At 64.4% G+C, this 21,675-nt stretch carries 21 protein-coding genes and 1 tRNA gene; 14 read left to right on the top strand and 8 right to left on the bottom strand.

The window, feature by feature from the left end; genetic code table 11:
• Positions 1 to 45 precede the first annotated feature (45 nt).
• On the bottom strand, positions 46 to 2,067 hold the full coding sequence (locus tag FHS69_RS09145; protein ID WP_166777440.1) for an amidohydrolase family protein: 2,022 nt from the start codon (positions 2,065 to 2,067) through the stop codon (positions 46 to 48).
• A gap of 273 nt (positions 2,068 to 2,340) precedes the next feature.
• Between FHS69_RS09145 and FHS69_RS09140 the strand changes: the two genes are divergently transcribed.
• Positions 2,341 to 3,378: a diacylglycerol kinase family protein gene (locus FHS69_RS09140; protein ID WP_166777439.1), complete on the top strand. Its 1,038-nt coding sequence runs from the start codon at positions 2,341 to 2,343 to the stop codon at positions 3,376 to 3,378.
• Complete coding sequence (locus FHS69_RS09135) at positions 3,375 to 4,271, top strand: hypothetical protein (protein ID WP_166777438.1); 897 nt, start codon at positions 3,375 to 3,377, stop codon at positions 4,269 to 4,271. Before FHS69_RS09140 ends, FHS69_RS09135 begins: the two co-directional genes overlap by 4 nt.
• Here FHS69_RS09135 and FHS69_RS09130 read toward each other — a convergent pair.
• On the bottom strand, positions 4,262 to 4,759 hold the full coding sequence (locus FHS69_RS09130; RefSeq protein WP_067465462.1) for a DUF2141 domain-containing protein: 498 nt from the start codon (positions 4,757 to 4,759) through the stop codon (positions 4,262 to 4,264). The genes FHS69_RS09135 and FHS69_RS09130 overlap by 10 nt on opposite strands.
• A gap of 254 nt (positions 4,760 to 5,013) precedes the next feature.
• On the opposite strand from FHS69_RS09130, the gene rpe reads away from it, so the two are divergent.
• The 8 genes from rpe (at position 5,014) to FHS69_RS09095 (ending at position 13,428) form a co-directional block, all read left to right on the top strand.
• Positions 5,014 to 5,676 carry a ribulose-phosphate 3-epimerase gene (gene rpe / locus FHS69_RS09125; protein ID WP_067501140.1) on the top strand — a complete coding sequence of 221 codons (663 nt, stop codon included), beginning with the start codon at positions 5,014 to 5,016 and terminating at the stop codon, positions 5,674 to 5,676.
• Entirely contained in the window at positions 5,673 to 7,535 is a 1,863-nt protein-coding gene (locus FHS69_RS09120) for a heparinase II/III domain-containing protein (protein WP_166777437.1), read from the top strand. Before rpe ends, FHS69_RS09120 begins: the two co-directional genes overlap by 4 nt.
• A gap of 6 nt (positions 7,536 to 7,541) precedes the next feature.
• On the top strand, positions 7,542 to 9,128 hold the full coding sequence (gene purH / locus FHS69_RS09115; RefSeq protein ID WP_166777436.1) for a bifunctional phosphoribosylaminoimidazolecarboxamide formyltransferase/IMP cyclohydrolase: 1,587 nt from the start codon (positions 7,542 to 7,544) through the stop codon (positions 9,126 to 9,128).
• Between the two features lie 108 nt (positions 9,129 to 9,236).
• Positions 9,237 to 9,368 (top strand): hypothetical protein, encoded by a 132-nt coding sequence (locus FHS69_RS13910; protein WP_257604999.1) that lies wholly within the window; start codon positions 9,237 to 9,239, stop codon positions 9,366 to 9,368.
• Positions 9,368 to 10,048 carry a peptide-methionine (S)-S-oxide reductase MsrA gene (msrA, locus tag FHS69_RS09110; protein ID WP_166777435.1) on the top strand — a complete coding sequence of 227 codons (681 nt, stop codon included), beginning with the start codon at positions 9,368 to 9,370 and terminating at the stop codon, positions 10,046 to 10,048. The genes FHS69_RS13910 and msrA overlap by 1 nt, the downstream gene beginning before the upstream one ends.
• 36 nt (positions 10,049 to 10,084) lie before the next feature.
• Positions 10,085 to 10,552 (top strand): Fur family transcriptional regulator, encoded by a 468-nt coding sequence (locus FHS69_RS09105; protein WP_067465477.1) that lies wholly within the window; start codon positions 10,085 to 10,087, stop codon positions 10,550 to 10,552.
• 78 nt (positions 10,553 to 10,630) lie between these two features.
• Positions 10,631 to 12,553: a 1-deoxy-D-xylulose-5-phosphate synthase gene (dxs, locus tag FHS69_RS09100; RefSeq protein ID WP_166777434.1), complete on the top strand. Its 1,923-nt coding sequence runs from the start codon at positions 10,631 to 10,633 to the stop codon at positions 12,551 to 12,553.
• Positions 12,554 to 12,630: 77 nt separating this feature from the next.
• Positions 12,631 to 13,428: a crotonase/enoyl-CoA hydratase family protein gene (locus FHS69_RS09095; RefSeq protein WP_166777433.1), complete on the top strand. Its 798-nt coding sequence runs from the start codon at positions 12,631 to 12,633 to the stop codon at positions 13,426 to 13,428.
• 86 nt (positions 13,429 to 13,514) lie between these two features.
• Here FHS69_RS09095 and FHS69_RS09090 read toward each other — a convergent pair whose 3' ends face one another.
• The 5 genes from FHS69_RS09090 to FHS69_RS09070 form a co-directional block, all read right to left on the bottom strand.
• On the bottom strand, positions 13,515 to 14,198 hold the full coding sequence (locus FHS69_RS09090; protein WP_166777432.1) for an NnrU family protein: 684 nt from the start codon (positions 14,196 to 14,198) through the stop codon (positions 13,515 to 13,517).
• Positions 14,199 to 14,275: 77 nt separating this feature from the next.
• Entirely contained in the window at positions 14,276 to 14,770 is a 495-nt protein-coding gene (locus tag FHS69_RS09085) for an FKBP-type peptidyl-prolyl cis-trans isomerase (protein ID WP_166777431.1), read from the bottom strand.
• 13 nt (positions 14,771 to 14,783) lie between these two features.
• On the bottom strand, positions 14,784 to 16,076 hold the full coding sequence (locus tag FHS69_RS09080; RefSeq protein ID WP_166777430.1) for an amidohydrolase family protein: 1,293 nt from the start codon (positions 16,074 to 16,076) through the stop codon (positions 14,784 to 14,786).
• Positions 16,073 to 17,455 (bottom strand): amidohydrolase, encoded by a 1,383-nt coding sequence (locus FHS69_RS09075; RefSeq protein WP_166777429.1) that lies wholly within the window; start codon positions 17,453 to 17,455, stop codon positions 16,073 to 16,075. The genes FHS69_RS09080 and FHS69_RS09075 overlap by 4 nt, the downstream gene beginning before the upstream one ends.
• Before the next feature lie 112 nt (positions 17,456 to 17,567).
• On the bottom strand, positions 17,568 to 19,142 hold the full coding sequence (locus FHS69_RS09070) for a peptide MFS transporter (protein WP_067465494.1): 1,575 nt from the start codon (positions 19,140 to 19,142) through the stop codon (positions 17,568 to 17,570).
• A gap of 219 nt (positions 19,143 to 19,361) precedes the next feature.
• Here FHS69_RS09070 and FHS69_RS09065 point away from each other — a divergent pair, with 219 nt between their 5' ends.
• The 4 genes from FHS69_RS09065 (at position 19,362) to FHS69_RS09050 (ending at position 21,089) form a co-directional block, all read left to right on the top strand.
• A complete protein-coding gene (locus FHS69_RS09065; protein ID WP_067465498.1) occupies positions 19,362 to 19,703 on the top strand; it encodes a GntR family transcriptional regulator in 342 nt (113 codons plus the stop codon).
• Positions 19,704 to 19,842: 139 nt separating this feature from the next.
• Positions 19,843 to 20,124: an integration host factor subunit beta gene (locus tag FHS69_RS09060; RefSeq protein WP_067465501.1), complete on the top strand. Its 282-nt coding sequence runs from the start codon at positions 19,843 to 19,845 to the stop codon at positions 20,122 to 20,124.
• A gap of 66 nt (positions 20,125 to 20,190) precedes the next feature.
• A tRNA-Leu gene (locus tag FHS69_RS09055) sits at positions 20,191 to 20,275 on the top strand.
• Between the two features lie 166 nt (positions 20,276 to 20,441).
• Entirely contained in the window at positions 20,442 to 21,089 is a 648-nt protein-coding gene (locus FHS69_RS09050; RefSeq protein WP_067675273.1) for a PilZ domain-containing protein, read from the top strand.
• Between the two features lie 20 nt (positions 21,090 to 21,109).
• On the opposite strand, the gene msrB is transcribed toward FHS69_RS09050, so the two are convergent.
• Positions 21,110 to 21,607 (bottom strand): peptide-methionine (R)-S-oxide reductase MsrB, encoded by a 498-nt coding sequence (gene msrB, locus FHS69_RS09045; RefSeq protein ID WP_166777645.1) that lies wholly within the window; start codon positions 21,605 to 21,607, stop codon positions 21,110 to 21,112.
• Between the last annotated feature and the right edge of the window lie 68 nt (positions 21,608 to 21,675).

Here is a 21,675-nt window from a genome sequence, read left to right as displayed (position 1 = left end):
CCATAACCGCGATGATCCGGTCTGAGCCTGTTGGCCCCTCGTGGCTCAGTCTTCCAGAGGCTGTGGCCCGGTGAGTATTTGCGGGGCGTCGGCGAAGGGCTCGATGCCGAAATAGGGGTAGATTTCGCTCGGGAAGTAGACCGTCCCGTTCGCCACGACCATGCGGATACGCTTGATTTCCTTGAGGTTCGCGGTCGGGTCACCGGGAACCAGAAAGAAGTCCGCGTACTTGCCACGCTCGATCGAACCCAAGTCCTCATCCTGATCGAGATATTCGGCCATGTCATAGGTGGCGCGCCGCAAGACCTGCGCCGGGGTCATGCCGAGCTTTTCGAACAGCTCAAGTTCGCGATGATACGCGAAGCTGCCGCCGAGATCCGTGCCGGGGACCAGAAAAATGCCCTTGTCGTTCATCAAGGTGAGCGTTTCGAGGATTGTCTTGAACGCAGCTATGTAGGCATCTCTTTCCGCTTGGCTGTCCGTGCCGAACAGGGCCTGTTTCATCGCGCGCTGCGTGTCGATGGGCATGTTGTCGAACACGTCGACCGAACCCGCCGGAATCTCCCCGTCGATGGCCGTCAAACCCAATTCGTGGATGGCGATGGTGGGATCGTGGGCCACGCCCTTCCGCGCCATCTTGTCGAGGGTCGACTGGACCAGTTCGCCTTCGAGATCGAGCGAAGGAAACCGTTGCATCGCGGTGAAACGAAACAATGTGCGCGTGTCTTCCCCCTCGTTCAGGACCCAGCCGAGCATCAGCTGATTGACGTGCGTGATTTCATCGAAACCGGCATCGATCATGGCATCGGCGGTCGAAAAAGCGGGCACATGGCCGGCGACCCGCATGCCGAGGGCGTGTGCTTCGCCCACGACGGCAGCCGCCCATTCGGGGTTCATGGAATTGTATAGCTTCACCTGCGGATAGCCGCGCGCGGCGTACCACCGCACGAGATCGATGGCTTCCTGTTCGTTGGCGGCGATCTCGCCGGTGGCTGCGGAGAATTCGGACTTGCCCTCGATGAAACCCGACCGGCTGATGCGCGGGCCCGCTATCGTGCCATCGGCAATTCGTTCGATCAGCCCGTCCAGAACAGCGTTTTCATTCCCCATGTCGCGGACGGAAGTGATCCCGGCCACGATGTTCATCAGCGCGTTGTCCTGGCCTATATGGCCGTGCATTTCGTACATGCCGGGGACGAGCGTGCCCCCTGCACCGTCGATCACGGTTTCGCCTTCGGTCGGAGTGCTGCCCACCTGCTGGATGCTGGCGATGCGCTCGCCATTTACGACGACGTCTCTCGCCTCTGTCACCGCGAGTGTCTTGGGATCGAAGATGCGCACGTTGCGAATGCGTACCGGGCCCCCGAAATTGCGTGCGGCATTCGCCTGTATCTCGACGAAGCGTTGCGTCGAATAACGCTCGGCTTCGGCGCGCAGCGCCTCGTCGGCGCCTTCGTAGCCTTCACGAACAATCGCAAAACGCGGCGAGGCGACCGAGAACAATTGCAGCTCTTCATCGAGGGTGACGTGTGTCGGATTAGTCGACAGGCCCGTTATTTCGTAGGTGGTGACGGTCACCGTCCCGCCGGCACCATCGTAGGTCGCGCTGTCACGCGCCCTGATCCGGGCGGTACCACCGGGGAGCACCGCCAGTTCGCCGTCCGGTTCCGCGAGCAGGGCCTTGGCCAGCAAGGAAATGCCCCAGGGGCTGCCGTTCTGGTCGATATAGAAGGAGCACGCATCGGCCGAGCCCGGTCCGGTCGCATCGCGCCAGTCTGCTTTGCCATCGGCGCAGGCATAGGTCTCGTTCACCGGGTTCCCGAATGTCGTGCGGCCCGTAATCGCCCAGCTGGACGGCATGCCGCTTTCATCGAGCTTCAGCGTCTCGGCAATGGTCGGCCCCCGGCCGTTCTGCTTGTAGTCGAACACGATGGTCGACCTGTCGCCATCGGTTTCGACTTCCAGTCCGCCAACATCGTCGCCGCCAAAGAGGACGCGATATTCGTGGGATTCCGCCGAGGCGGAAGTTGCAAGCAACGCGGCAACGCAAATGGCTGGAAATTTCATGGCAGGCCCCCTGTTTGGAGTGCCGACCTTAGGCAGAATTCGCAGTTTTACAAACCGACGGACGCGAGGGCTGGTTCTACCACGCTCAGCTGGCCTGCATTGGCGATTCGGGAGCCGCGGCTGGTGCGGCGGCCAATTAAGCGCAGCGCCAGAAAGTGGCCGCTAAGAACGGACATCCGCCCTCGCCTGGCGCAGAATGCCGTGCGACACTATTACAATTTGACGAAAAAGTCCTAGGTATGCGGCCGCGGGGGCGAATAAGGTGCAAGGTTCATGGACCGGGTGATATACAATTTCGATAGCCTGCCTCACCGGCAGAGCGTGGTCGCGGCGCCGATGCGCCGGTCGATCTATCGTGCCCGCCGTGCGCCCCAGCCGCGGATCGGGATCATTTACAATCCGCGTAGCCACCGCAACAAGGGGCAGGATCTCGCCTGCACCGGCGCCGACAGCATCACGGTCGAACAGCCGCGCACCCGCGAGGAGATCGCGCATGCCTTGGCCGGCTTCGCGCGCGACGGGATCGATTTTCTTGTCATCAACGGCGGCGACGGCACCGTGCGCGATGTCCTTACCATGGGGCAAGCGGTTTTCGCCGACCGCTGGCCCGCCATCGCGGTACTGCCCAAGGGCAAGACCAATGCGCTCAATGTCGATATCGGCGCACCCGCCGACTGGTCGCTCGAGGGCGCGATAGAAGCCTATACCACCGGCCACCAGCTGGTACGCCGTCCGCTGGCGGTGAGCCGCGTAGGGAATGAAGATCCCGCGATGCTCGGCTTCATCTTCGGCGCGGGGGCTTTCACGCTGGGCATCGAGACCGGGCAGGATGCGCATTCGCTCGGCTTCTTCAACAGCCTCGCGGTCGGCGCGACTTCCGCCTGGGGTATCTTGCAGGCCTTGTTCGGGAGCGATCGCAACAAGTGGCGCCGCGGAACGTCGATGCGGATCGCAAAACTGCCGGAGGGCGAACCGATCGCGCGCTCGGGCCACGGCAACCGTGCGCGTCGGCATGTGATGCTCGCCTCGACGCTCGAACGCATGCCGATGGGAATCCAGCTGTTCGATCCTGCGAGCCGCGGAATCAAGCTCGCCGTGCTCGATCATCCGCGGCGAAGGCTTCTGGCGGCGCTCCCCGCTGTGCTGACCGGCTGGAGACCAGCCTGGCTTACCAAGGCGGGCTTGCACCAGCTCGGTGCCGAAGGGCTCGAAATCGAAGTCACGGAACCGGTGATTCTCGATGGCGAGGCATTTCCTCCGGGCCGTTACCGGGTCGAGCAGGGACCGGAACTTACCTTCGTCACCCCGTGACCGACACGCTTGCCGATCGCATCGCCGCGACGCTCGAACGGCCCGTGCGCGATGAGGTGGCCGCTTTCGCACGCCGGCTTGGGGAAGAAGCCGGTGGGGTGGCGGTCCTGTTCTACGGCTCCAATCTGCGCACGGGGTCGATCGAGGGCGTACTCGATTTCTACGTGCTCCTGCCTGGGCCGCAGCGCGAACGTATCTGGCCGCGGGTGAGCTATCGCGAATGGGACCATTCGGGCATCCGGCTGCGCGCCAAGATCGCGACCATGTCGCTTGCGCAATTCGCGCAGGCGGCCGGGGGTACGTCGCGCGACACGACGATCTGGGCCCGTTTCGTCCAGCCCTCCACTCTTGCCTGGCATGCCGATGAGACCGCGCGCAGTGCGGTGCTCGATGCACTTGGATCGGCCGCGCGCACCGCGGCACGGCTGGCGGCAGCGGTCGGGCCCGATAGCGGATCCGCGGATGACTATTGGCGGGCGCTGTTTCGTGCCACTTACGAGGCGGAGTTCAGGGTCGAGAAGCCTGGTCGCGAGAACGCGATCCTCGAGGTCAATGCCGCGCATTTCGACGGGCTTCTGCCGCTCGCCTGGCAGGCCGATGGAATCGGATATGCGCGCGACGGAACGACGCTGTGCCCGTCGCTCGCGCCGGACGAGAGGAACCGGGTCTTGCGCTGGTGGCGCCGACGGGCCCGGCTGGGCAAGCCGCTCAACCTGTTGCGTCTGGCCAAGGCCACCACGACATTCGACGGCGCGGCCGATTATGCCGCTTGGAAACTCCACCGACATACCGGCATCACGCTCGAGGTGACGCCCTTTCGCTCACGCTACCCGCTGCTGGCGGCCCCGGGGGCGCTTTTCGAGCTGTGGCGCAAGCGCCGCGATCAGCGGTAGCGCATCCGGATCGAAATCGATTCGACACCCGGGCCGACGTCGAAGCGGGTTTTCTTGTAGCTCGGTTTGCCCAGGTTCCAGATGTTGATGCTGGGATTGTTCGACATTGCACCGCCATCGGCGAAGATGTCGGTATCGCCGTTCCCGTTGACATCGTGGCGCACTGCAATGGCATAGGTGCCGGGCCTTGGCAGCGGCATGCAGAAGGTCATCGAACCCGCCTTCGCGGGCGCTTCCATGCGGTAGATCCACTTGCCCTTCTCGAGCCAGTCCTCCTTGGTCCCGCGATAGCTCTGCACGCGCATGGTACCCGTGCTTTCGCGAATGTCGGTGACCGTGACGCGCACCGCCGGGCCCGCGCCGGCGGCACATTTCGCGGGATTGTTGCTGATCTTCTGGCGATATTGCGCTTCGGCAGGCGCAGGCGCGGCGAGTGCGGTGAGCGCAAGCGCGGCGAGGCCGGTGGTGGCGACGAGGGTGCGTTTCATAGATCGGTATTCCGTGTCTTGTGGCTACGGTCCGGCGGATGGTCCCGGCAACGACGGGGCATGCCCCGGATATGGGATTGTTCTAGCAGATAGCGCTGAATTGCGGCTGAATTGCTGCGTAGATTGCAGGGGCGGGCTGCCGTGAGGTCGCGGCCCATGTGGAAAAGCGCGATCGCATCGCTTGTTAACCCTCCTTTCGCGCGCGTAGGGCTGGCCCAGAATTACCGCCGCGACCCGAGGCCTGCCGCGCTGCCATGACCACTCCTTTGATTTCCCCTTCGATCCTGTCCGCCGACTTCGCCGCGCTGGGCGAAGAGGTGCGCGCGATCGACGCCGCGGGGGCCGACTGGATTCATGTCGACGTGATGGACGGTCATTATGTGCCCAACATTACCATCGGCCCCGCCGTGGTTAAGGCGCTGCGGCCGCATACCGACAAGCCGTTCGACGTGCATCTGATGATCGCGCCGATCGATCCCTATCTCGAGGCATTCGCCGAGGCCGGCGCGGATATCATCACGGTTCACCCGGAAGCGGGCCCGCATATCCATCGCACGCTGCAGGCGATTGGTAATCTCGGGAAGAAGGCGGGTGTCGTGCTCAATCCCGGCACGCCGGTCGAAGCGCTCGATTACATTCTCGAGGACGTCGACCTCGTACTGGTGATGAGCGTCAATCCCGGCTTTGGCGGGCAGAGCTTCATCCATTCGCAGCTGCGTAAGGTCGAGGCGATCCGCAAGCGTATCGATGCGCTTGGCAAGCCGATCCATCTCGAGGTGGACGGCGGCGTCAATGCCGAGACGGCACGGCTGTGCGTCGATGCCGGGGCCGATGTTCTGGTCGCCGGCTCGGCCACCTTTAAGGGCGGTCCGGAGCAATATGCCGCAAACATCGCCGCGCTGAAGGGCGGCGAGTGAGCCCCGGCGCCCGCACCCTCCTGCGTGAGGACGCCGGCGCCGCAGGGGACATCGTTGCGCCCGCATTGCCGCTGAACGACGGTGCCGAACCGCTGGTCGCCGAAGTGCCGCAGGAATTGCCCGAAGCCCTTCCGCTCGAACCGGCGCGCGCGCTCGTGCTGGCCGATTTCCAGCCGCCGCGCACCGGCCCGGTCGACAGCCTCGTGCGCTGGGCTTACCGCCTGGGTGTGCCCGGTTCGGTGCTTGCCGCGCCCCTGCGCAAGCCCACGCCACCGCGCTTGCTTGCGACCGTCGCCAGCCCGCTCGAAGGCGAGCGGGCCGCGGGAATGGCGCTGCGCGCGGGACAATTTCTGGTTCACGGGCTCAAGGTCCCGATCGACAAGGTCGAATTTACCAGCAACGCGCCGCTGACCCCCCCGGTGCAGCGCGTGGTGCAGGGTTTCACCTGGCTGCGGGATCTCGGCGCGTGCGCCCCGCGCGAGGAATGCGCGGGTTTGGGTGAGAAATTGCTCGCGCGGTGGTTGAAGGCCAATCCCGTGCCCGCACGCGGGCCCGCATGGACGGTCGAGCATACCGGTCTGCGGCTGCTCGCCTGGCTGGTCAATGCGCCGCTGCTGTTGGGCGGCGATGCCCGCCTGCGCGGCCAGGCGCTCGACGCGATGGAAGCGCACGCCCGCTATCTCGATCGGCAAGTTGCCCGGGCCGAGGACGGTCTCGGCCAGGTTGCTGGCTGGTGCGCGATCGTGGCTGCCGGCCTGCTGCTGCCCGATGGCCGCCCGCGCCGCCTGTTCGGCGAAATGGGCTTGTTGCGCGCGCTCGGCGAACTGGTCAGCGAAGACGGCGGTGTCCTGTCGCGCAGCCCGCTGGCGCAGATGGAGGCGATCGCGATGCTGATTGATCTGCGCGCCTGCTACGCCGCTGTCGATCGCGAGCCGCCCACCGCGCTCGAGACCATGCTTGCACTGCTCGTCCCCCCGCTACTTGCCTTGAGAATGGGCGATCGGGGTCTGGGCAGCTGGCAGGGCGCGGGCGCGACCTCGGCTTTGCGGGTCGATGCCCTGATCGCGGCAAGCGGCATTCGCGCACGGCCGGGCAAGGACAGCCGCCACTGGGGTTACCAGCGGGTCGATGCGGGCAAGGCGACACTGGTGCTCGATGCGGCGCCGCCGCCGAGGTCGCGTCATGCGCGCTATGGCTGCGCGTCCACGCTCGCCTTCGAGCTCTCGCATGGCGAACAGCGGATCATCGTCAATTGCGGGGGTGGGGAACTGGCGGGCGGACTGGTTCCGGTGCGGATCGAGCAGGGTCTGCGGGGCAGTGCCGCCCATTCCACGCTGGTGCTCGACGATGCCAATTCGACCGCGGTGCTCATCAAGGGGCAGATCGGCAAGGGTGTCGAGGAGGTCGAAATCGCGCGAACGGCCGTCAAGCAGAAGGGGCGCGATGCAGCACGGCTGGAAGCCTCGCACAATGGCTATGCCGCGCGTTTCGGGCTGATCCATCGGCGCACGCTGCTGCTGGGTGCCGATGGCAGCGGCCTGTCGGGCGAGGACGTACTCGAGCCCTCGGGCCGCCAGGGCAAACGCGGCAAGATCGCTTTCGCCATCCGCTTCCACCTCGGCTACGGGATCGAGGCCGGCCTGGCCGACGATTGTCGCGGTGCAGGCCTCGCGCTGCCCGACGGAAGCTACTGGCAATTCCGGCTCGGAGGCGATAGCGGCGAGGCGCAAATCGCGATCGAGGACAGTCTGTGGGTGGACGGGCAGGGACGCCCGCGGGCCACCAAGCAACTGGTCGTCGAGGGGCTGACATCGCGCAGCGGGGGACGCTTCCCCTGGCTGCTCAAACGCATGGGGTGAAATTACGTGGCTGACGTGGCGATCAAGCGGGCACTGCTTTCGGTGTCCGACAAGAGCGGCTTGGTGGAACTGGGCCGGGCGCTCGCCGCCAGGGGTGTCGAACTGGTCTCGACCGGCGGTACCGCCAGGGCGTTGCGCGAAGCAGGCCTCGAGGTGCGCGACGTCTTTGATCTTACCGGCTTTCCCGAAATGATGGACGGGCGGGTCAAGACGCTGCACCCGATGGTGCATGGCGGTCTGCTCGCGGTGCGCGACAATGCGGAACATGCCGCTGCAATGGAACAGCACGCGATCGGCGCGATCGACCTCGTGGTGGTCAATCTCTATCCATTCGAAGCGACGGTGGCGAAGGGCGCCGAACGCGACGAGATCATCGAGAACATCGATATCGGCGGGCCGAGCATGGTGCGCAGCGCGGCCAAGAACCACCAGTTCGTCACCATCGTCACCGATCCGGCTGACTATCCCACGCTGCTGGCCGAACTCGAAGACGCGGGGGCGACCTCGCTCGACTTCCGGCGCAAGTGCGCTGCCAAGGCCTTCGCGGCGACTGCGGCTTATGACAGCATGATCAGCCAGTGGTTCGCCTTTGCCGACCAGCAGCAGCTCTTTCCCGATTTTCTCGCGGTCAACGGCAAGGCGCCCGTCACGCTGCGCTATGGCGAGAATCCGCACCAGCAGGCTGCGCTTTATACGCCGTCGGGGCCGCACCAGCATGGTATCGCCCAGGCCGAGCAGCTGCAGGGCAAGGAGCTCAGCTACAACAATTACAACGATGCCGATGCCGCGCTCGAACTTTGTGCGGAGTTTGCCGGGGGCGCGCCCGCAGTGGTGATCGTCAAGCACGCCAATCCGTGCGGCGTCGCGCAGGCGGGCACCTTGCTCGAAGCGTGGAACGAGGCGCTTGCCTGCGACAGCGTATCGGCCTTCGGCGGTATCGTCGCGGTCAATAGCGAGCTCGACGGAGCCACCGCAGAGGCGATCTGCGAAATCTTCACCGAAGTGGTCATCGCGCCATCCGTCAGCGAGTCGGCCAAGGCGGCTTTCGCCAAAAAGAAGAACTTGCGGCTGCTGGTCACGGGCGAGCTGCCTGATCCCCGACGCGGAGGGCTCGCGGTCAAGCCGATCACCGGTGGGTTGCTCGTCCAAACGCGCGACAATGGCGCGATAAGCGAGGCCGACCTCAACGTCGTCACGCAGCGTCAGCCGACCGAACAGGAACTGAAAGACTGCCTGTTCGCCTGGACCGTTGCGCGTCACGTCAAATCCAACGCGATCGTATATGCCAAGGGCGGGGCAACGGCCGGAATCGGTGCGGGCCAAATGAACCGCCGCGATTCGAGCCGTATCGCCGCGATGAAAGCGGCCGAAGCGGCCGAAAAATACGGTTGGGACGCATCGCGCACGGTCGGCAGCGCGGTCGCATCGGACGCGTTCTTCCCCTTTGCCGATGGCCTGCTCGCGGCGGCGGAGGCCGGAGCCACGGCAATCATTCAGCCGGGCGGGTCGATTCGGGACGAGGAGGTTATTGCTGCGGCCGATGCCAACGACCTCGCGATGGTCTTCACCGGGATGCGGCATTTCCGCCACTAAGGCTGTCAATCGACGAAGGAAGCTGAACGGCCGACGACGGGCGCATTAAGGAGCCTGCAAGAGCAGCGGGTGTAACCATGTGGGCAAGCGTAACGAAAGCCCCCCGTCATGTCCCTTTTCACCCCCGACCTCTACCGCAATTTCGGCATCGGCTTCGGTGCCGGAGCGCTCGCCATCCTGCTGGTCAATGGCACCGACCTGATCGAGGCGGTGCCGCAACTGGTTGCGTCGATCTTCTAATGCGGGTGCGCGCCGCCCTTGCTGCTGCTGCGCTCGCTGTCACCGCGACCGCCTGCCAGCAAGTGGCGCATGCCGCCGAAGATCCCGTGGCGGCACCGGCCGCCAAGCGGATGGCCAAGGAGCGGGGCGGGCTCAAGACCGCCGTGTTCGCGGGCGGCTGTTTCTGGGGCGTTGAGGCGGTCTTCAGCCATGTCAAAGGCGTCACAGCAGCCGTGTCCGGCTATCATGGCGGGACCGAACGGCAGGCCAGCTACAAGCTCGTCTCGAGCGGTGTGACCGACCACGCGGAGGCCGTCCGGATCACCTATGATCCCGCGGTCATCCGCTACGACCAATTGTTGCGCATCTTCTTTTCGGTGGTTGCCGACCCGACCCAGCTGAACCGACAGGGTCCCGACGTTGGGGCGCATTATCGCAGCGCCATCGTCCCTCTGTCCGCCGAGCAGAACGCAGTGGCCAAGGCCTATCTCGCGCAGCTGAAGGCAGCAGGTATCTGGGACCGGCCGATCGTCACGCGGATCGAGCGCGCGCAGGCGTTCTACCCGGCGGAGGGCGAGCATCAGAACTTCATGCTCAAGAACCCGCGCAACGGTTATATCCTGCGGTGGGACGCACCTAAGGTGAAGGCGCTGAAGGCGATGTATCCGGGCGTCTATTCCGCGCGCTTCCTGCGCGACTAGCTTGCGCGCAGCGCCTCTGCGTCCTACCTCCTCGGCATGGCCCGAGTTGCACATGCCCATCAGGAACACGAAGGCGAGGATCTCGTCGAGGCTGCCCGCCACACGCTGACCGACAGCGGCGAGCAATGGACGGGCATGCGGCAGTCCGTGTTCGAGGAGCTGGCCCGTCATGAAAAGCCAGCCAGTGCCTACGATATCGCCGACAATCTTTCGCAGTCACGCGGCAAACGCGTGGCGCCCAACAGCGTCTATCGTATCCTCGACCTCTTCGTGCGGACCAATCTCGCAAAACGCATCGAGAGCGCGAATGCCTATCTCGTGAACACGCATCCGGGATGCCGCCACGATTGCATTTTCCTGATTTGCGACGATTGCGGCAAGGCTCTGCATATCGACGACGACCGCGTGACCGGTGCGCTGCGCACCGCGGGTAGCGACGCCGGCTTCAGCGATGTCCGCCCGGTCGTCGAGCTGCGTGGCCTGTGCGAGGAATGCGCGAGCTGAGATCGCTCTGGCAAAGCGATTGTTTCAGCAGCCAAAGCGTTCATCGACAGTTGCGATCCGCCGGTGTAGAGCCGCGTTATGAGTACCCGCCCTGAAACGCCGTTGCTTGATACGGTCAATACCCCCGAAGATCTGCGCAAGCTGGACAAATCGCAGCTGCGCAAACTCTCCGACGAATTGCGTGCCGAAGTGATCGACGCCGTCGGGCAGACCGGCGGGCATCTCGGTTCGGGGCTGGGGGTGGTCGAACTGACCGCCGCGATTCACTATGTCTTCGACACTCCGCAGGACAAGCTGGTGTGGGACGTGGGCCACCAGTGCTACCCGCACAAGATTTTGACCGGGCGCCGTGATCGGATCCGGACATTGCGGCAGGGCGGCGGCCTCAGTGGCTTCACCAAGCGTTCCGAAAGCGAATACGACCCGTTCGGGGCCGCGCACAGCTCGACCTCGATTTCCGCGGCGCTGGGGTTCGCCATGGCGAACAAGATGCAGGATCGGCCGGGGCGCGGCATTGCCGTGATCGGCGACGGCGCGATGAGCGCGGGCATGGCCTATGAGGCGATGAACAATGCCGAACAGGCGGGCAATCGCCTGGTCGTCATCCTCAACGACAACGACATGTCGATCGCGCCGCCGGTTGGCGGACTTTCGGCATACCTGGCGCGGATGGTGTCCTCGAGCGAATATCTCGGCCTGCGCACCATGGCTTCGAAAATCGCCAAGAAGCTCGGCCGCCGCGTGTGGGGCGGGCTCGAACGCGCAGAGGAATATGCCCGGGGTATGGCCACCGGCGGCACGCTGTTCGAAGAACTTGGCTTCTATTACGTCGGCCCGATCGATGGCCACAATCTCGAGCACCTGATTCCGGTGCTGGAGAATGTCCGCGACAGCGAACAGGGCCCCGTGCTAATCCACGTGGTAACGCAGAAGGGCAAGGGGTACGCTCCCGCCGAGAACAGCGCTGACAAGTATCACGGGGTGGCCAAGTTCGACGTGGTGACGGGCGAGCAAAAGAAGTCGACCGGGGGCCCGCCCGCCTATCAGAACGTGTTCGGCGAGACGCTGGCCAAGCTGGCCGACAGCGATCCCCGAATCTGCGCCATCACCGCCGCCATGCCCAGTGGCACCGGCGTTGACAAATTCGCCAAGGCGCATCCGGACCGGTCGTTCGATGTCGGCATCGCCGAACAGCACGGTGTAACCTTTGCCGCCGGTCTCGCTGCCGAAGGCATGCGCCCCTTTGCGGCAATCTATTCGACTTTCCTTCAGCGTGCCTACGACCAGGTGGTGCACGATGTCGCGATCCAGAACCTGCCCGTCCGTTTCGCGATCGATCGCGCGGGGCTGGTCGGGGCCGATGGCTGCACTCACGCGGGTGCGTTCGACATCACCTATCTCGCCACCCTTCCCAACATGGTCGTGATGGCGGCGGCGGATGAGGCCGAACTGGCGCATATGACGTATACTGCGGCCGAATATGACGATGGGCCGATCGCCTTCCGCTACCCGCGCGGTGCGGGCACGGGCGTGGGCATCCCCGAACAGCTCGAGAAGCTGGAAATCGGCAAGGGCCGGATCGTGCGCGAAGGCAGCAAGGTGGCAATCCTGTCGCTTGGCGCACGGCTTGAGGAAGCGAAAAAGGCCGCCGACCAGCTGGAGGCCAAGGGCCTGTCGACGACGGTTGCCGATCTGCGCTTCGCCAAGCCGCTCGACACTGCGCTGATCGAGAGGTTGATGCGCAGCCACGATGTGGTGGTGACGGTCGAGGAGGGGGCTGTCGGCGGTCTCGGCGCGCATGTGCTGACCTACGCCAGCGACGAAGGCCTGACCGACGCCGGGCTCAAGGTGCGCACGATGCGGTTGCCAGATATCTTCCAGGACCAGGATGCGCCCGAGAAGCAATATGACGAGGCGGGCCTCAACGCGCCGCATATCGTCGATACGGTCCTTGCCGCCCTGCGCCACAATTCGGCAGGCGTGGAAGAGGCCCGCGCCTGAGCCGCCGGACAGGCGCGCGGGGGTGACGCGCCCGCCGTTTGATGGTTAGGGGTTCTCCGGAGAGGGGAGCCCAGACCATGTCCTTGCTGAAGATTGAAACCGCCGACCACGTCACCACGCTGACGCTTGATCGACCCGATACGATGAACCCGCTCGGGGCGACCGGCGATGGCGATGCCTTCGCTGCTGCCTGCGACGCGATCAATACCGATATGGCGGTGCGCTGCGTCATCCTCACGGGCGCCGGGCGTGCGTTCAGCGCGGGCGGCGATATCAAGGCCATGAAGGAACGGACCGGGACCTTCGGCGGGACAGCGCCGGAAATATCGGACGGCTACCGCAACAACATCCACAAAGTGCTGCGCGCGCTCTATTCGCTGCGTGTGCCATTGATCGCTGCGGTCAACGGACCGGCGATAGGGCTTGGCTGCGATCTTGCCTGCCTCGCCGATATGCGCATCGCCAGCAATCGGGCGAAGTTCGGCGTCACCTTCCTCAAGCTCGGAATCATCCCCGGCGATGGCGGGACCTGGATCTTGCCGCGGATCATCGGCGAAGCACGCGCAGCCGAACTGTTCTACACGGGCGATGTGATCGATGCGGCCACCGCGCTCGAATGGGGCCTGGTCAGCCGCGTGGTCGATGCCGAAGCGCTTTTGCCCGAAGCGGAAGCGCTCGCGGCCAAGATCGCGATGATGCCGCCGCATGCCCTGCGCCATGCCAAGAACCTCATGCGGCAGGGCCGCTCGATGAGCTACGATGGCGCGCTGGAACTGGCCGCCAACACGCAGGCGCTGATGCATTTGACTGGCGATCATATGGAAGGTGTGGACGCGCTGATCGAAAAGCGCGCACCGGTCTTCAAGGGCGAGTGATGCACGGGCTGGCTTGACGGCTGATCACCCGTTCATCCTGCAGGGACTGACGGCCAGACCCGCCCCGTTCAGTCGACCGGCGGGCATCACAGCCATCGCCAGATGCCTGCGGGGATAGCGTTCGCGTGGATATGGGCATAGCTTGCTACAAGCCAGATTGCGATGCCTCCGGCCCAGGCCAAGCCTCCGGCACGATGCAACCGGGTCAATCGCGGCCAATAGGCCGTCTGGCTCTCCCATTCCGCCCATGCCTCACCCATCAGCAATTCCTTTTTCCGGTCCTGCATGTGTGCGCCAAGCAACGCGAGGAGAGCGATGGCACCGGCAAGCAAGAACTGGCGCGCGGTCGGGCTGAGCAGGATGTGGGACAGCGCCCAGATGGCGAAAGACCACATCATGGGGTGCCGGGTGACATGAAAAACGCCATGCGGCCCTTTCGCGGCATGTGCGCGTGCGCGCGGATCGGGAAGCGCGGGGTTCGCCCGGAACGACCCGGCCAATAAAACCGACGCAACCAGCGTCAGCAGGCTTGCAAGCAGCCACGGAAGCTCGCCCATTCCGTTCCACAGGCTCGCCCCGCCCGGGCCGACCGCGCGAAAGGCCTGCACGATCCAGACGAAGCTGGCCAGCGCAACGAGCGAGTAGACCAGCCGGAACCCGCCTTCACCCAGCCGGCTCACAAGCGATGGGCGGAGCGGGTGCGACAGCGCGAAATGCAGACCGACAAAAGCCACTGCCGCAGCGAGCAAGGAAACCAGCGCCTGATCCATCGGTCATACCCCTGGGTTGACGTTGTCAACATAACTACCACGCTTTGCCGGCGAGGCAAAGATGCCGGGCTCGATGGTCAGGTGGCTGGTTCGATGGCGAGCAGCTTGACGGTGAATAGCAGGGTCGCGCCGCCCGGGATCGGTCCCTTCCCGGCGGGGCCGTAAGCGAGGTCCGCAGGAGTCGCGATCTCGATCGTGTCGCCCACGCCCATCTGCGGGATCGCCATCTGCCAGGCTTTCACGAGCCGCCCCAGCGGGAAGGTCGCGGGTTCGCCGCGGTCGAAGCTGGAATCGAAGGTCTCGCCATCGATGAAGGTGCCTGCGTAATGGACCGTTACCCGGTCCTCGACGCTCGGTTTGCGCTCGCTTCCGGCATAGTCCACATGCCGCCAGCGCAGTCCGCCGGGCATGACATGCCACCCCTCCTGCGCGGTCAGTCCGGTGAGATAGGCCTGTTGCTTGTTCATCCAGGCAATGTCCTGCGACCGGTCGCGCGGAGTGTCCTGCGCCGACAACGTATGAAAGCCGACCGCCGCCGCAGCAGCGCCGAGCGCCAGCAAGGTGGTGCGCATGTCCTTCACCGCCCTACCAGTCGTAACCCTTGGGCTGGTCGCTGGTGTCGAGATCGCGATAGCGTTCACGCAGGCGACTCTGGTGGCTGTCGAGCGGCTGCTCGATACCGTCAATATACACCTTTACCGGCATCGAACCCACCTCGAGCGGGTCGCCGTCCCAGATCACCAGATCGCCCATGGCGCCCGGCGCGAGGACGCCGGCCTTGCCGCCCATGCCGCTGATGCTCGCCGGCACCGAGGTAATGGCAGCAAATGCCTGCCCCCAGCTCAGCCCTTCCGCACCGGGAATGCGGGTAAGCGCAACAAGATTGCCCGCGTACTGGTTGAGGTTGCGCGGGTTCTCCATCGCAGCGGCGTTGAGCGCGACCTTGACCCCGGCCTTCACCATCCGGCCGATGTTGCTCTGCGTGGCAGCCAGTTCCTCGAAGTTGGCGGGCAGATCGTCCAGCCCGTCGGCGATGACGGGTACGCCGGCGGCTGCGATTTCGTTGGCAACCAGCCAGCCTTCGCTCGCGCCGACCAGCACGAGGTCAAGCTTCGGGAACTCGCGCTTGAGCGCGAGAGTGCTGCGAATGTCGGAGGCGCGCTCCACATAGACGTAGAGCGGCTGCTCGCCGCGTGCGACGGGCGCCAGTGCGGCAGCGTCGAAGCGCGTGAGCAGGACGTCATCGCTGCGAATGTCGGCACTGGTGGCCGCGCGCTTGGCGCTCGCTTCGCGCAATGCGGCGCGTAGCAGCGTGTGGGTGGCGACGCGGCTGCCGCCCGCAATCCGACCACCATATTCGCCGAGCGCGACGACCTGGAAAGCGCGCGCCTGCGTGACTGCATCGGGATCAGCCCCCAGATCGATCACCGCGCCCTGGCCGCCGAAGATCGAGCTCGAAGGCAGGGTGACCGTGGCAGCGCGCGTGATCCCCGAGGCGCGGTGCACGAGGATGTGCTGCGAGGAGGGATTGATCACCGGTGCCACATCGAGCGCGGCGCTGAACGGCGCACCCCCGGCGCGCGTGTCGTTCGATTCGCTCACCGCACCGACGTCCCACAGACCGAGGCTGGTGACGGTCGCGAAAATGCCCGGGGTGACCCAGGCGCCGTTCGCATCGATCGCGGGAAGGTTGCTGGCGGGCGTACCGCTGCCGATCGCGGCGACCTTGCCGTTCTCGACAACGACATAGCCGCTCTCGATCGGTTCGCTGCCATCGCCCGCGGCGACAGTGGCGTTGGTGACGACAAAGCTCTGCGCGGCGGCAGGCGCGCTCAGGGCGATGGCGGCGGAGGCGAGAAGCGTTGCAAGAGCCTTCATTTCACGTCTCCTTCACCAGGCTGTCCAAGCTCGAAATCGCTCACCGGGCGCCGCTTGCGATCCATTGCATCGAACATCAGCGCACCGTCGACCCAGACCTTTTCGGGTCGCGAATAGACCGACAGCGGATCGCCGTTCCACAGCACCACGTCGGCCATCTTGCCGGTTTCGAGGCTCCCGGTCATCTCGGCGATGCCCATCGCCTTGGCGGCGTTGTAGGTGAACCAGCCGACCACTTCGGCATCGGGAATGTCGATTCCGATGCGGCGTCCGGCGGCCTGTGCCTTGGCGGCTTCCTGGTTGAGCCGCTGGATCCCGTTCTCATCATCCGAGTGGATCACCACGCAGGCGCCTTCGCGCTGGAGGAAGGCGGCGTTCTCGAGGATGCCGTCATAGGCTTCCATCTTGAAGCCGTACCAATCGGCCCAGATCGCGCTGCAGACGTCGTTCTCGCGGAGCAGATCGCCGATCTTGTAGGCTTCGACCGCGTGGTGGAAGGCGGTGACCTTGTAGCCCATCTCCTTGGCCATATCCATGACCAGCGCCATTTCGTCGGCGCGGTAGCAATGGTTGTGGACGAGGATCTCGCCGTCGAGAACGCCCTTGAGCGTTTCCTTGCCGAGATCGCGTTTCTTGCCGTCATAGGCCTGCGCATCGAGCCACATCTGCCGGTTGACCGCGAAATTGCCCATGCGGGTCGAAGGCATGCGGCCCTTGCCGCCATAGACACGCTTGGGATTCTCGCCGCAGGCCATCTTCATGCCGTAGGGGGCGCCGGGGAACTTCATCCCCTGCACGGTCCGCGCGGAAACGTTCTTCAGCGTGACCGAGCGTCCGCCTGTGAGATTGGCCGAACCCGGCAGGATCTGCAGGCTGGTGACGCCGCCATTGGCCAGCGCACGGGTGAAACCGGGATCCTGCGGCCAGACCGAATGTTCGGCCCAGACCTCGGGCGTCATCGGGCTGGTCGCCTCGTTCCCGTCCGAATGCGCTTGCACGCTGGGGGTGGGATAGTCGCCGAGGTGCGAATGGATGTCGATCACTCCGGGGGTGATGAATTTGCCGCTGCCATCGATCCGGTCGTAGCCGTCGGTGGCCAGCGAGGCATCGCCCACCGCGACGACCTTGCCATCGCGGAACAGCACGGTGCCGTTGTCGATCCGGCCGCCGCGCCCGTCGAAGACGGTGGCGCCGACCAGCGCCGTCGGGCGCCCGGGATAGGGGGTGTAGGTCGAAGGGAAGGGGACGTTGCCGTCCTTTCCGACCGGCGCCGTCCAGTCCTTGGTCGCGGCCGAAGCGACATTGCCGCTGCCGCTCGTGGTGGAACATCCGGCAAGCGCGACAGCGGCCGCGCAGGCGAGCAAGGTGTATGTCTTCATGGAACCCCCAATGCAGTCGGGCCGGAGCATCGCTGCCCCGGCCCGATCGGTCAAATGCATTTGTCGGTGTCAGGCTGCCATTCGCCGAAAGACAGGCCGACCGATCAGCGCCTTAGCGGGTTTCCGGGTGGATGCCCGCCCCTTGCGGTTCGCCCGGGCCTTCGGCTTGGCCCAGCAGATCGTCGTCGATCGTGTCGTCGACCAGCGTATCGAGATGCATGAGTTTCTTGATCAGCGGGCTGATGACCATGACGCCGACGCCGATCGCCACGGCATACCAGCCGACGGTCGAATAGACATCGAGCACAACCTGCTTGCCCGCTTCCTCGCCGACACCTTCGGCACCGGTTGCCGCCGCAATCAGGCCGGCCGCAAAATTGCCGGTCGCTGAGGCGAAGAACCACGTGCCCATGATGAGCGAGGCCATATGTGCCGGGGCCAGACGGTTCATCGCCGATAGGCCAACCGGGCTGAGACACAGTTCGCCGGTGGTGTGCAGCAGGTAGATCAGGAAGATGAACAGAACGGGGACTGCCGCCTCCATACCGACCGACTGGGCGCCCCAGACGAGGACGAGGAAGCCGAGACCGACCTGTACGACGCCGAGCCCGAATTTGAGCGGTGCGCTGGGCTCCGCCCCCTTGCGTCCGAGGGTCTGCCAGACGACCGCGAAAACCGGCGCCAGGAGGATGATGTAGATCGCATTGATCGACTGGAAGACCGAAGCGGGCACGCCACCGCGATCAACGTGACGATCAGTAAACAGGTTCAGCGAAGAGCCCGCCTGTTCGAACAGTGCCCAGAAGACGATCGAGGTGAGGATCAGGAACATCGCCGCGAAAATGCGATCACGCTCTTCGCTCGGCAGCTTCACGACGGCCGTGAAAAGGACGTAAAGCACAAGCGCACCGCCGAAGAGGCCGAGCACGTAGCCGACCATATCCTGATACTGGATCGCGAGCCAGCAAACGCCGACCATCGCAATCCCGATACCATACATCGACCACTCGGTGTTCTTGGCAAGCGGCTTGGGCGGTTCGCCGCGACCGAGCAGGAGCGGCTTGCCCCAAACGAACACCACGAGCCCGGCAAGCATGCCGATACCAGCCAGTCCGAAGCCATAGGCCCACCCGTAGGTTTCGCCGATATAACCGCAGAGCAGCGAACCGATCGCCGCGCCGAGGTTAATCCCCATATAGAAAATGGTGTAGGCGGCATCGCGCCGCGTGTCCGTGCGCGGATAAAGCTGGCCGACGATCACCGAAATGTTCGCCTTAAGGAAGCCCGAACCGACAATGATCAACGCGAGCGCGAGCCAGAATACGAGGACGATCGGATTGTTTTCCGTTCCGACTGCGGGTTCGCCTTCGAAAGCCATGAAGAAGTGACCGAGCGTGAGCAGCACGGCTCCGAACAGTACTGCCTTTCGCTGGCCGAGGTACTTGTCGGCAAGATAACCTCCGACAACGGGCGTGATGTAGACCAGCGCGGTGTAGGCGCCGTAGATTACACCCGCATCGCTGTCCGAGAACAGCCAGTGCTTGGTCAGGTAGAAAATCAGCAGGGCGCGCATCCCGTAATAGGAAAAGCGCTCCCACATCTCGGCGAAGAACAGGACGTAGAGACCCTTGGGGTGGCCAAGGAAGGTCCCTGCCGAATCCCCGTCAACCGGTTGTGTTGTGGCCATGCGTGGCAAACCTCTTAGATTGTTTTCAGGAAGCCGCCTCGCATGGGGCTTCCTCCCCGAAGAAGCGCGCACCCTAGCGGCTTGCGCGCCCATGTGAAGCATTAGTTACAGCAGTGACCGTCTCGTGGCGGGAGCGCCCGCTAGGTACTCGCCGCAGGGCGGGAACCTTGCGCGCCGCGCTGTATTATGGCACTGAAGCAGTCAGTCGGGGAATTTCTGATGAGCAACCAGTCCAAGCCGGTCTATCTCAAGCTGCGCGACATGATCGCGGCCGCTATCATCGACGGGCGCTATGCAGAAGGCGAAATGCTGCCCTCGGTCCGTGCGCTTGCCTCCGAACAGGGCGCCAATCCGCTGACCGTCGCGAAAGCCTATCAGCAATTCCAGAACGACGGACTGGTCGAAGTGCAACGCGGGGTTGGCATGTATGTCGTGGCCGGCGCCGCCGATCGCCTGCGCCGGAGCGAGCGCGAAGCCTTCTTGCGCGACGAGTGGCCCGAGATACGCGCCCGCATGGCCCGGCTTGGGGTTTCAGCACGCGAATTGCTGGCAGAGGCCTGACCGATCAGGGTTTACCTTTGTGAACTTGCGGCCCAGCGGCGCTTCTGCCACATTCATGCGATTGGAATTGGGCGATAAAGCGATAGTGTGCCGCCCGGCTTCCGCGAACAGGTGCGCGTACGCGCGGGGGAGAACCCGAATGATTCGATCCGAACTTCTCAACTCGCTGGCCCAGGACAATCCCGATTTGCGGGCCGAGGAAGTCGAGCAGGTGGTCGATATCTTCTTCGAGGAGATCGCCCAGCGTCTCAGCGAAGGCGGGCGCGTCGAATTGAGAGGCTTCGGTGCATTCTCGACGCGCGAGCGCGAGGCCCGCAAGGGACGCAACCCGCGCACGGGCGAGACAGTCGACGTCCCGGCCAAGCGCGTTCCCTATTTCAAACCGGGCAAGGATATGCGTCGTCGCCTCAACGACGACTGATACGCATCGGTTGCACCTATGGTGATTGCCCGGAGCGCCGGCAGCGACTAGGGCTGCGCACGCGAGGCGGGTGTGGCGGAATGGTAGACGCCGGGGACTTAAAATCCCCTGAGCTTTGCTCGTGCGGGTTCGAGTCCCGCCACCCGTACCAGTCCCGTAACCGGACAGCGCTGGATTTCCGCCCTATCCTTAGCCGGTCGTTAAGAACTTCCGGCTAGAATGGCAGACGAAGGTGGGCTGTTTCTTCATGTCTACTTCGACCGCGAGTGCCATTTCGGGCCTCGGGGTGGGCAATGCACTGCGGAAGTTGTACTGCGATGGAACTGAGCACCGGGCTGGCTATGGACGACAATGCTTCGCAGGGCGGGAATGATCAGCGCGGTGCGCCGCGCTACACCTCGCTCATCCGCGCGGCAAAGCTCGTCTGCGGGCAGGGCGAATTCGTCTGCGTGATCCGCGACGTGTCCGCGACGGGTGTATCGGTGCGAACCTTTCACCAATTGCCGACCGACGCCGCCATCGCGCTCGAATTGCAGAATGGCGAAGCCTACGAGCTCGAACTGGTGCGATCCGAAGGATACGAGGCAAGCTACAAGTTCGACGCGCCGGTCGAAGTCGAACGGCTGATCCGCGAAAACTGGAAATATCCCAAGCGCGGGCTGCGGCTCAACCTTATGCTGCCGCTGACCGTGTCGTCGCTATCGGGCAAGGCCGAAGCAGTGACGATCAATATCTCGCAACAGGGCGCGCGGATCGAATGCGAGCAGATCTACGCGATCGACCAGCGGGTGACGATCTCATGCGAGCATCTGCCCGACATCCGCAGCACGGTGCGGTGGCGCAAGGATGCCAATTATGGCCTCGTCTTCGAGGACACGTTCACGCTGCGCGAATTCGCCATTGCCGCAGCGAAGGTCCAGTGCCCCTTCCTCGTCGAAGACGACGCCTGGCCGAAAATCCCCTAAAGCTCCGGCTGGCTGCCCGCTCAAGCTGGCTTGAAATCCAATGCTGCGCCGTTGATGCAATGCCGCTTGCCGGTCGGTCTCGGGCCATCGTTGAAGATGTGCCCGAGATGGCCACCGCAATCCGCGCAGTGAACTTCGGTTCGCGGGTAGCCGATTTTGTAATCGGTACTGGTGCCCACCGCGCCCCGGTCGATGGCCTGCCAAAAGCTGGGCCAGCCGGTGCGTGAATCGTACTTGGTCTTCGAACTGTACAGCGCATTGCCGCATCCGGCGCAGGTGAAGGTGCCCGGCCGGCTTTCATCGTTGAGCGAGGATGAATAGGCCCGCTCGGTTCCCGCCTGCCTGAGAAGGTAGAATTCCTGCTTCGACAGTTTCTTGCGCCACTGGGTCTCGGTCAGGCGCACGGGAAAGCTCTTGGCTTCCGCACGACCCGATCCGCAGGCGCCCAGTACCGAGAGGCTCGCGGATGCGCCTATCCAGCGCAGAAGCCCACGGCGGTTGCAGTTCGGTTGCGTCATCATGCCTCGGTCCATGCGTGGGACGGTAAAACCCCACGCCTGAACCTACGCTTGAAAGCCGCCAAAGG

It is taken from the genome of Qipengyuania flava (genome assembly GCF_011762005.1).
Lineage (GTDB): Bacteria > Pseudomonadota > Alphaproteobacteria > Sphingomonadales > Sphingomonadaceae > Qipengyuania > Qipengyuania flava.
The sequence above is the reverse complement of the archived record's forward strand: the minus strand, read 5'-3'. Positions and strand labels throughout refer to the sequence as shown.

Coding starts and splice junctions, on each gene's coding strand:
- FHS69_RS09145 (WP_166777440.1), bottom strand. CDS start 2,067: ATGAAATTTCCAGCCATTTGCGTTGCCGCGTTGCTTGCAACTTCCGCC.
- FHS69_RS09140 (WP_166777439.1), top strand. CDS start 2,341: ATGGACCGGGTGATATACAATTTCGATAGCCTGCCTCACCGGCAGAGC.
- FHS69_RS09130 (WP_067465462.1), bottom strand. CDS start 4,759: ATGAAACGCACCCTCGTCGCCACCACCGGCCTCGCCGCGCTTGCGCTC.
- rpe (WP_067501140.1), top strand. CDS start 5,014: ATGACCACTCCTTTGATTTCCCCTTCGATCCTGTCCGCCGACTTCGCC.
- FHS69_RS13910 (WP_257604999.1), top strand. CDS start 9,237: ATGTCCCTTTTCACCCCCGACCTCTACCGCAATTTCGGCATCGGCTTC.
- msrA (WP_166777435.1), top strand. CDS start 9,368: ATGCGGGTGCGCGCCGCCCTTGCTGCTGCTGCGCTCGCTGTCACCGCG.
- FHS69_RS09105 (WP_067465477.1), top strand. CDS start 10,085: ATGGCCCGAGTTGCACATGCCCATCAGGAACACGAAGGCGAGGATCTC.
- dxs (WP_166777434.1), top strand. CDS start 10,631: ATGAGTACCCGCCCTGAAACGCCGTTGCTTGATACGGTCAATACCCCC.
- FHS69_RS09095 (WP_166777433.1), top strand. CDS start 12,631: ATGTCCTTGCTGAAGATTGAAACCGCCGACCACGTCACCACGCTGACG.
- FHS69_RS09090 (WP_166777432.1), bottom strand. CDS start 14,198: ATGGATCAGGCGCTGGTTTCCTTGCTCGCTGCGGCAGTGGCTTTTGTC.
- FHS69_RS09085 (WP_166777431.1), bottom strand. CDS start 14,770: ATGCGCACCACCTTGCTGGCGCTCGGCGCTGCTGCGGCGGCGGTCGGC.
- FHS69_RS09080 (WP_166777430.1), bottom strand. CDS start 16,076: ATGAAGGCTCTTGCAACGCTTCTCGCCTCCGCCGCCATCGCCCTGAGC.
- FHS69_RS09075 (WP_166777429.1), bottom strand. CDS start 17,455: ATGAAGACATACACCTTGCTCGCCTGCGCGGCCGCTGTCGCGCTTGCC.
- FHS69_RS09070 (WP_067465494.1), bottom strand. CDS start 19,142: ATGGCCACAACACAACCGGTTGACGGGGATTCGGCAGGGACCTTCCTT.
- FHS69_RS09065 (WP_067465498.1), top strand. CDS start 19,362: ATGAGCAACCAGTCCAAGCCGGTCTATCTCAAGCTGCGCGACATGATC.
- FHS69_RS09060 (WP_067465501.1), top strand. CDS start 19,843: ATGATTCGATCCGAACTTCTCAACTCGCTGGCCCAGGACAATCCCGAT.
- FHS69_RS09050 (WP_067675273.1), top strand. CDS start 20,442: ATGGAACTGAGCACCGGGCTGGCTATGGACGACAATGCTTCGCAGGGC.
- msrB (WP_166777645.1), bottom strand. CDS start 21,607: ATGACGCAACCGAACTGCAACCGCCGTGGGCTTCTGCGCTGGATAGGC.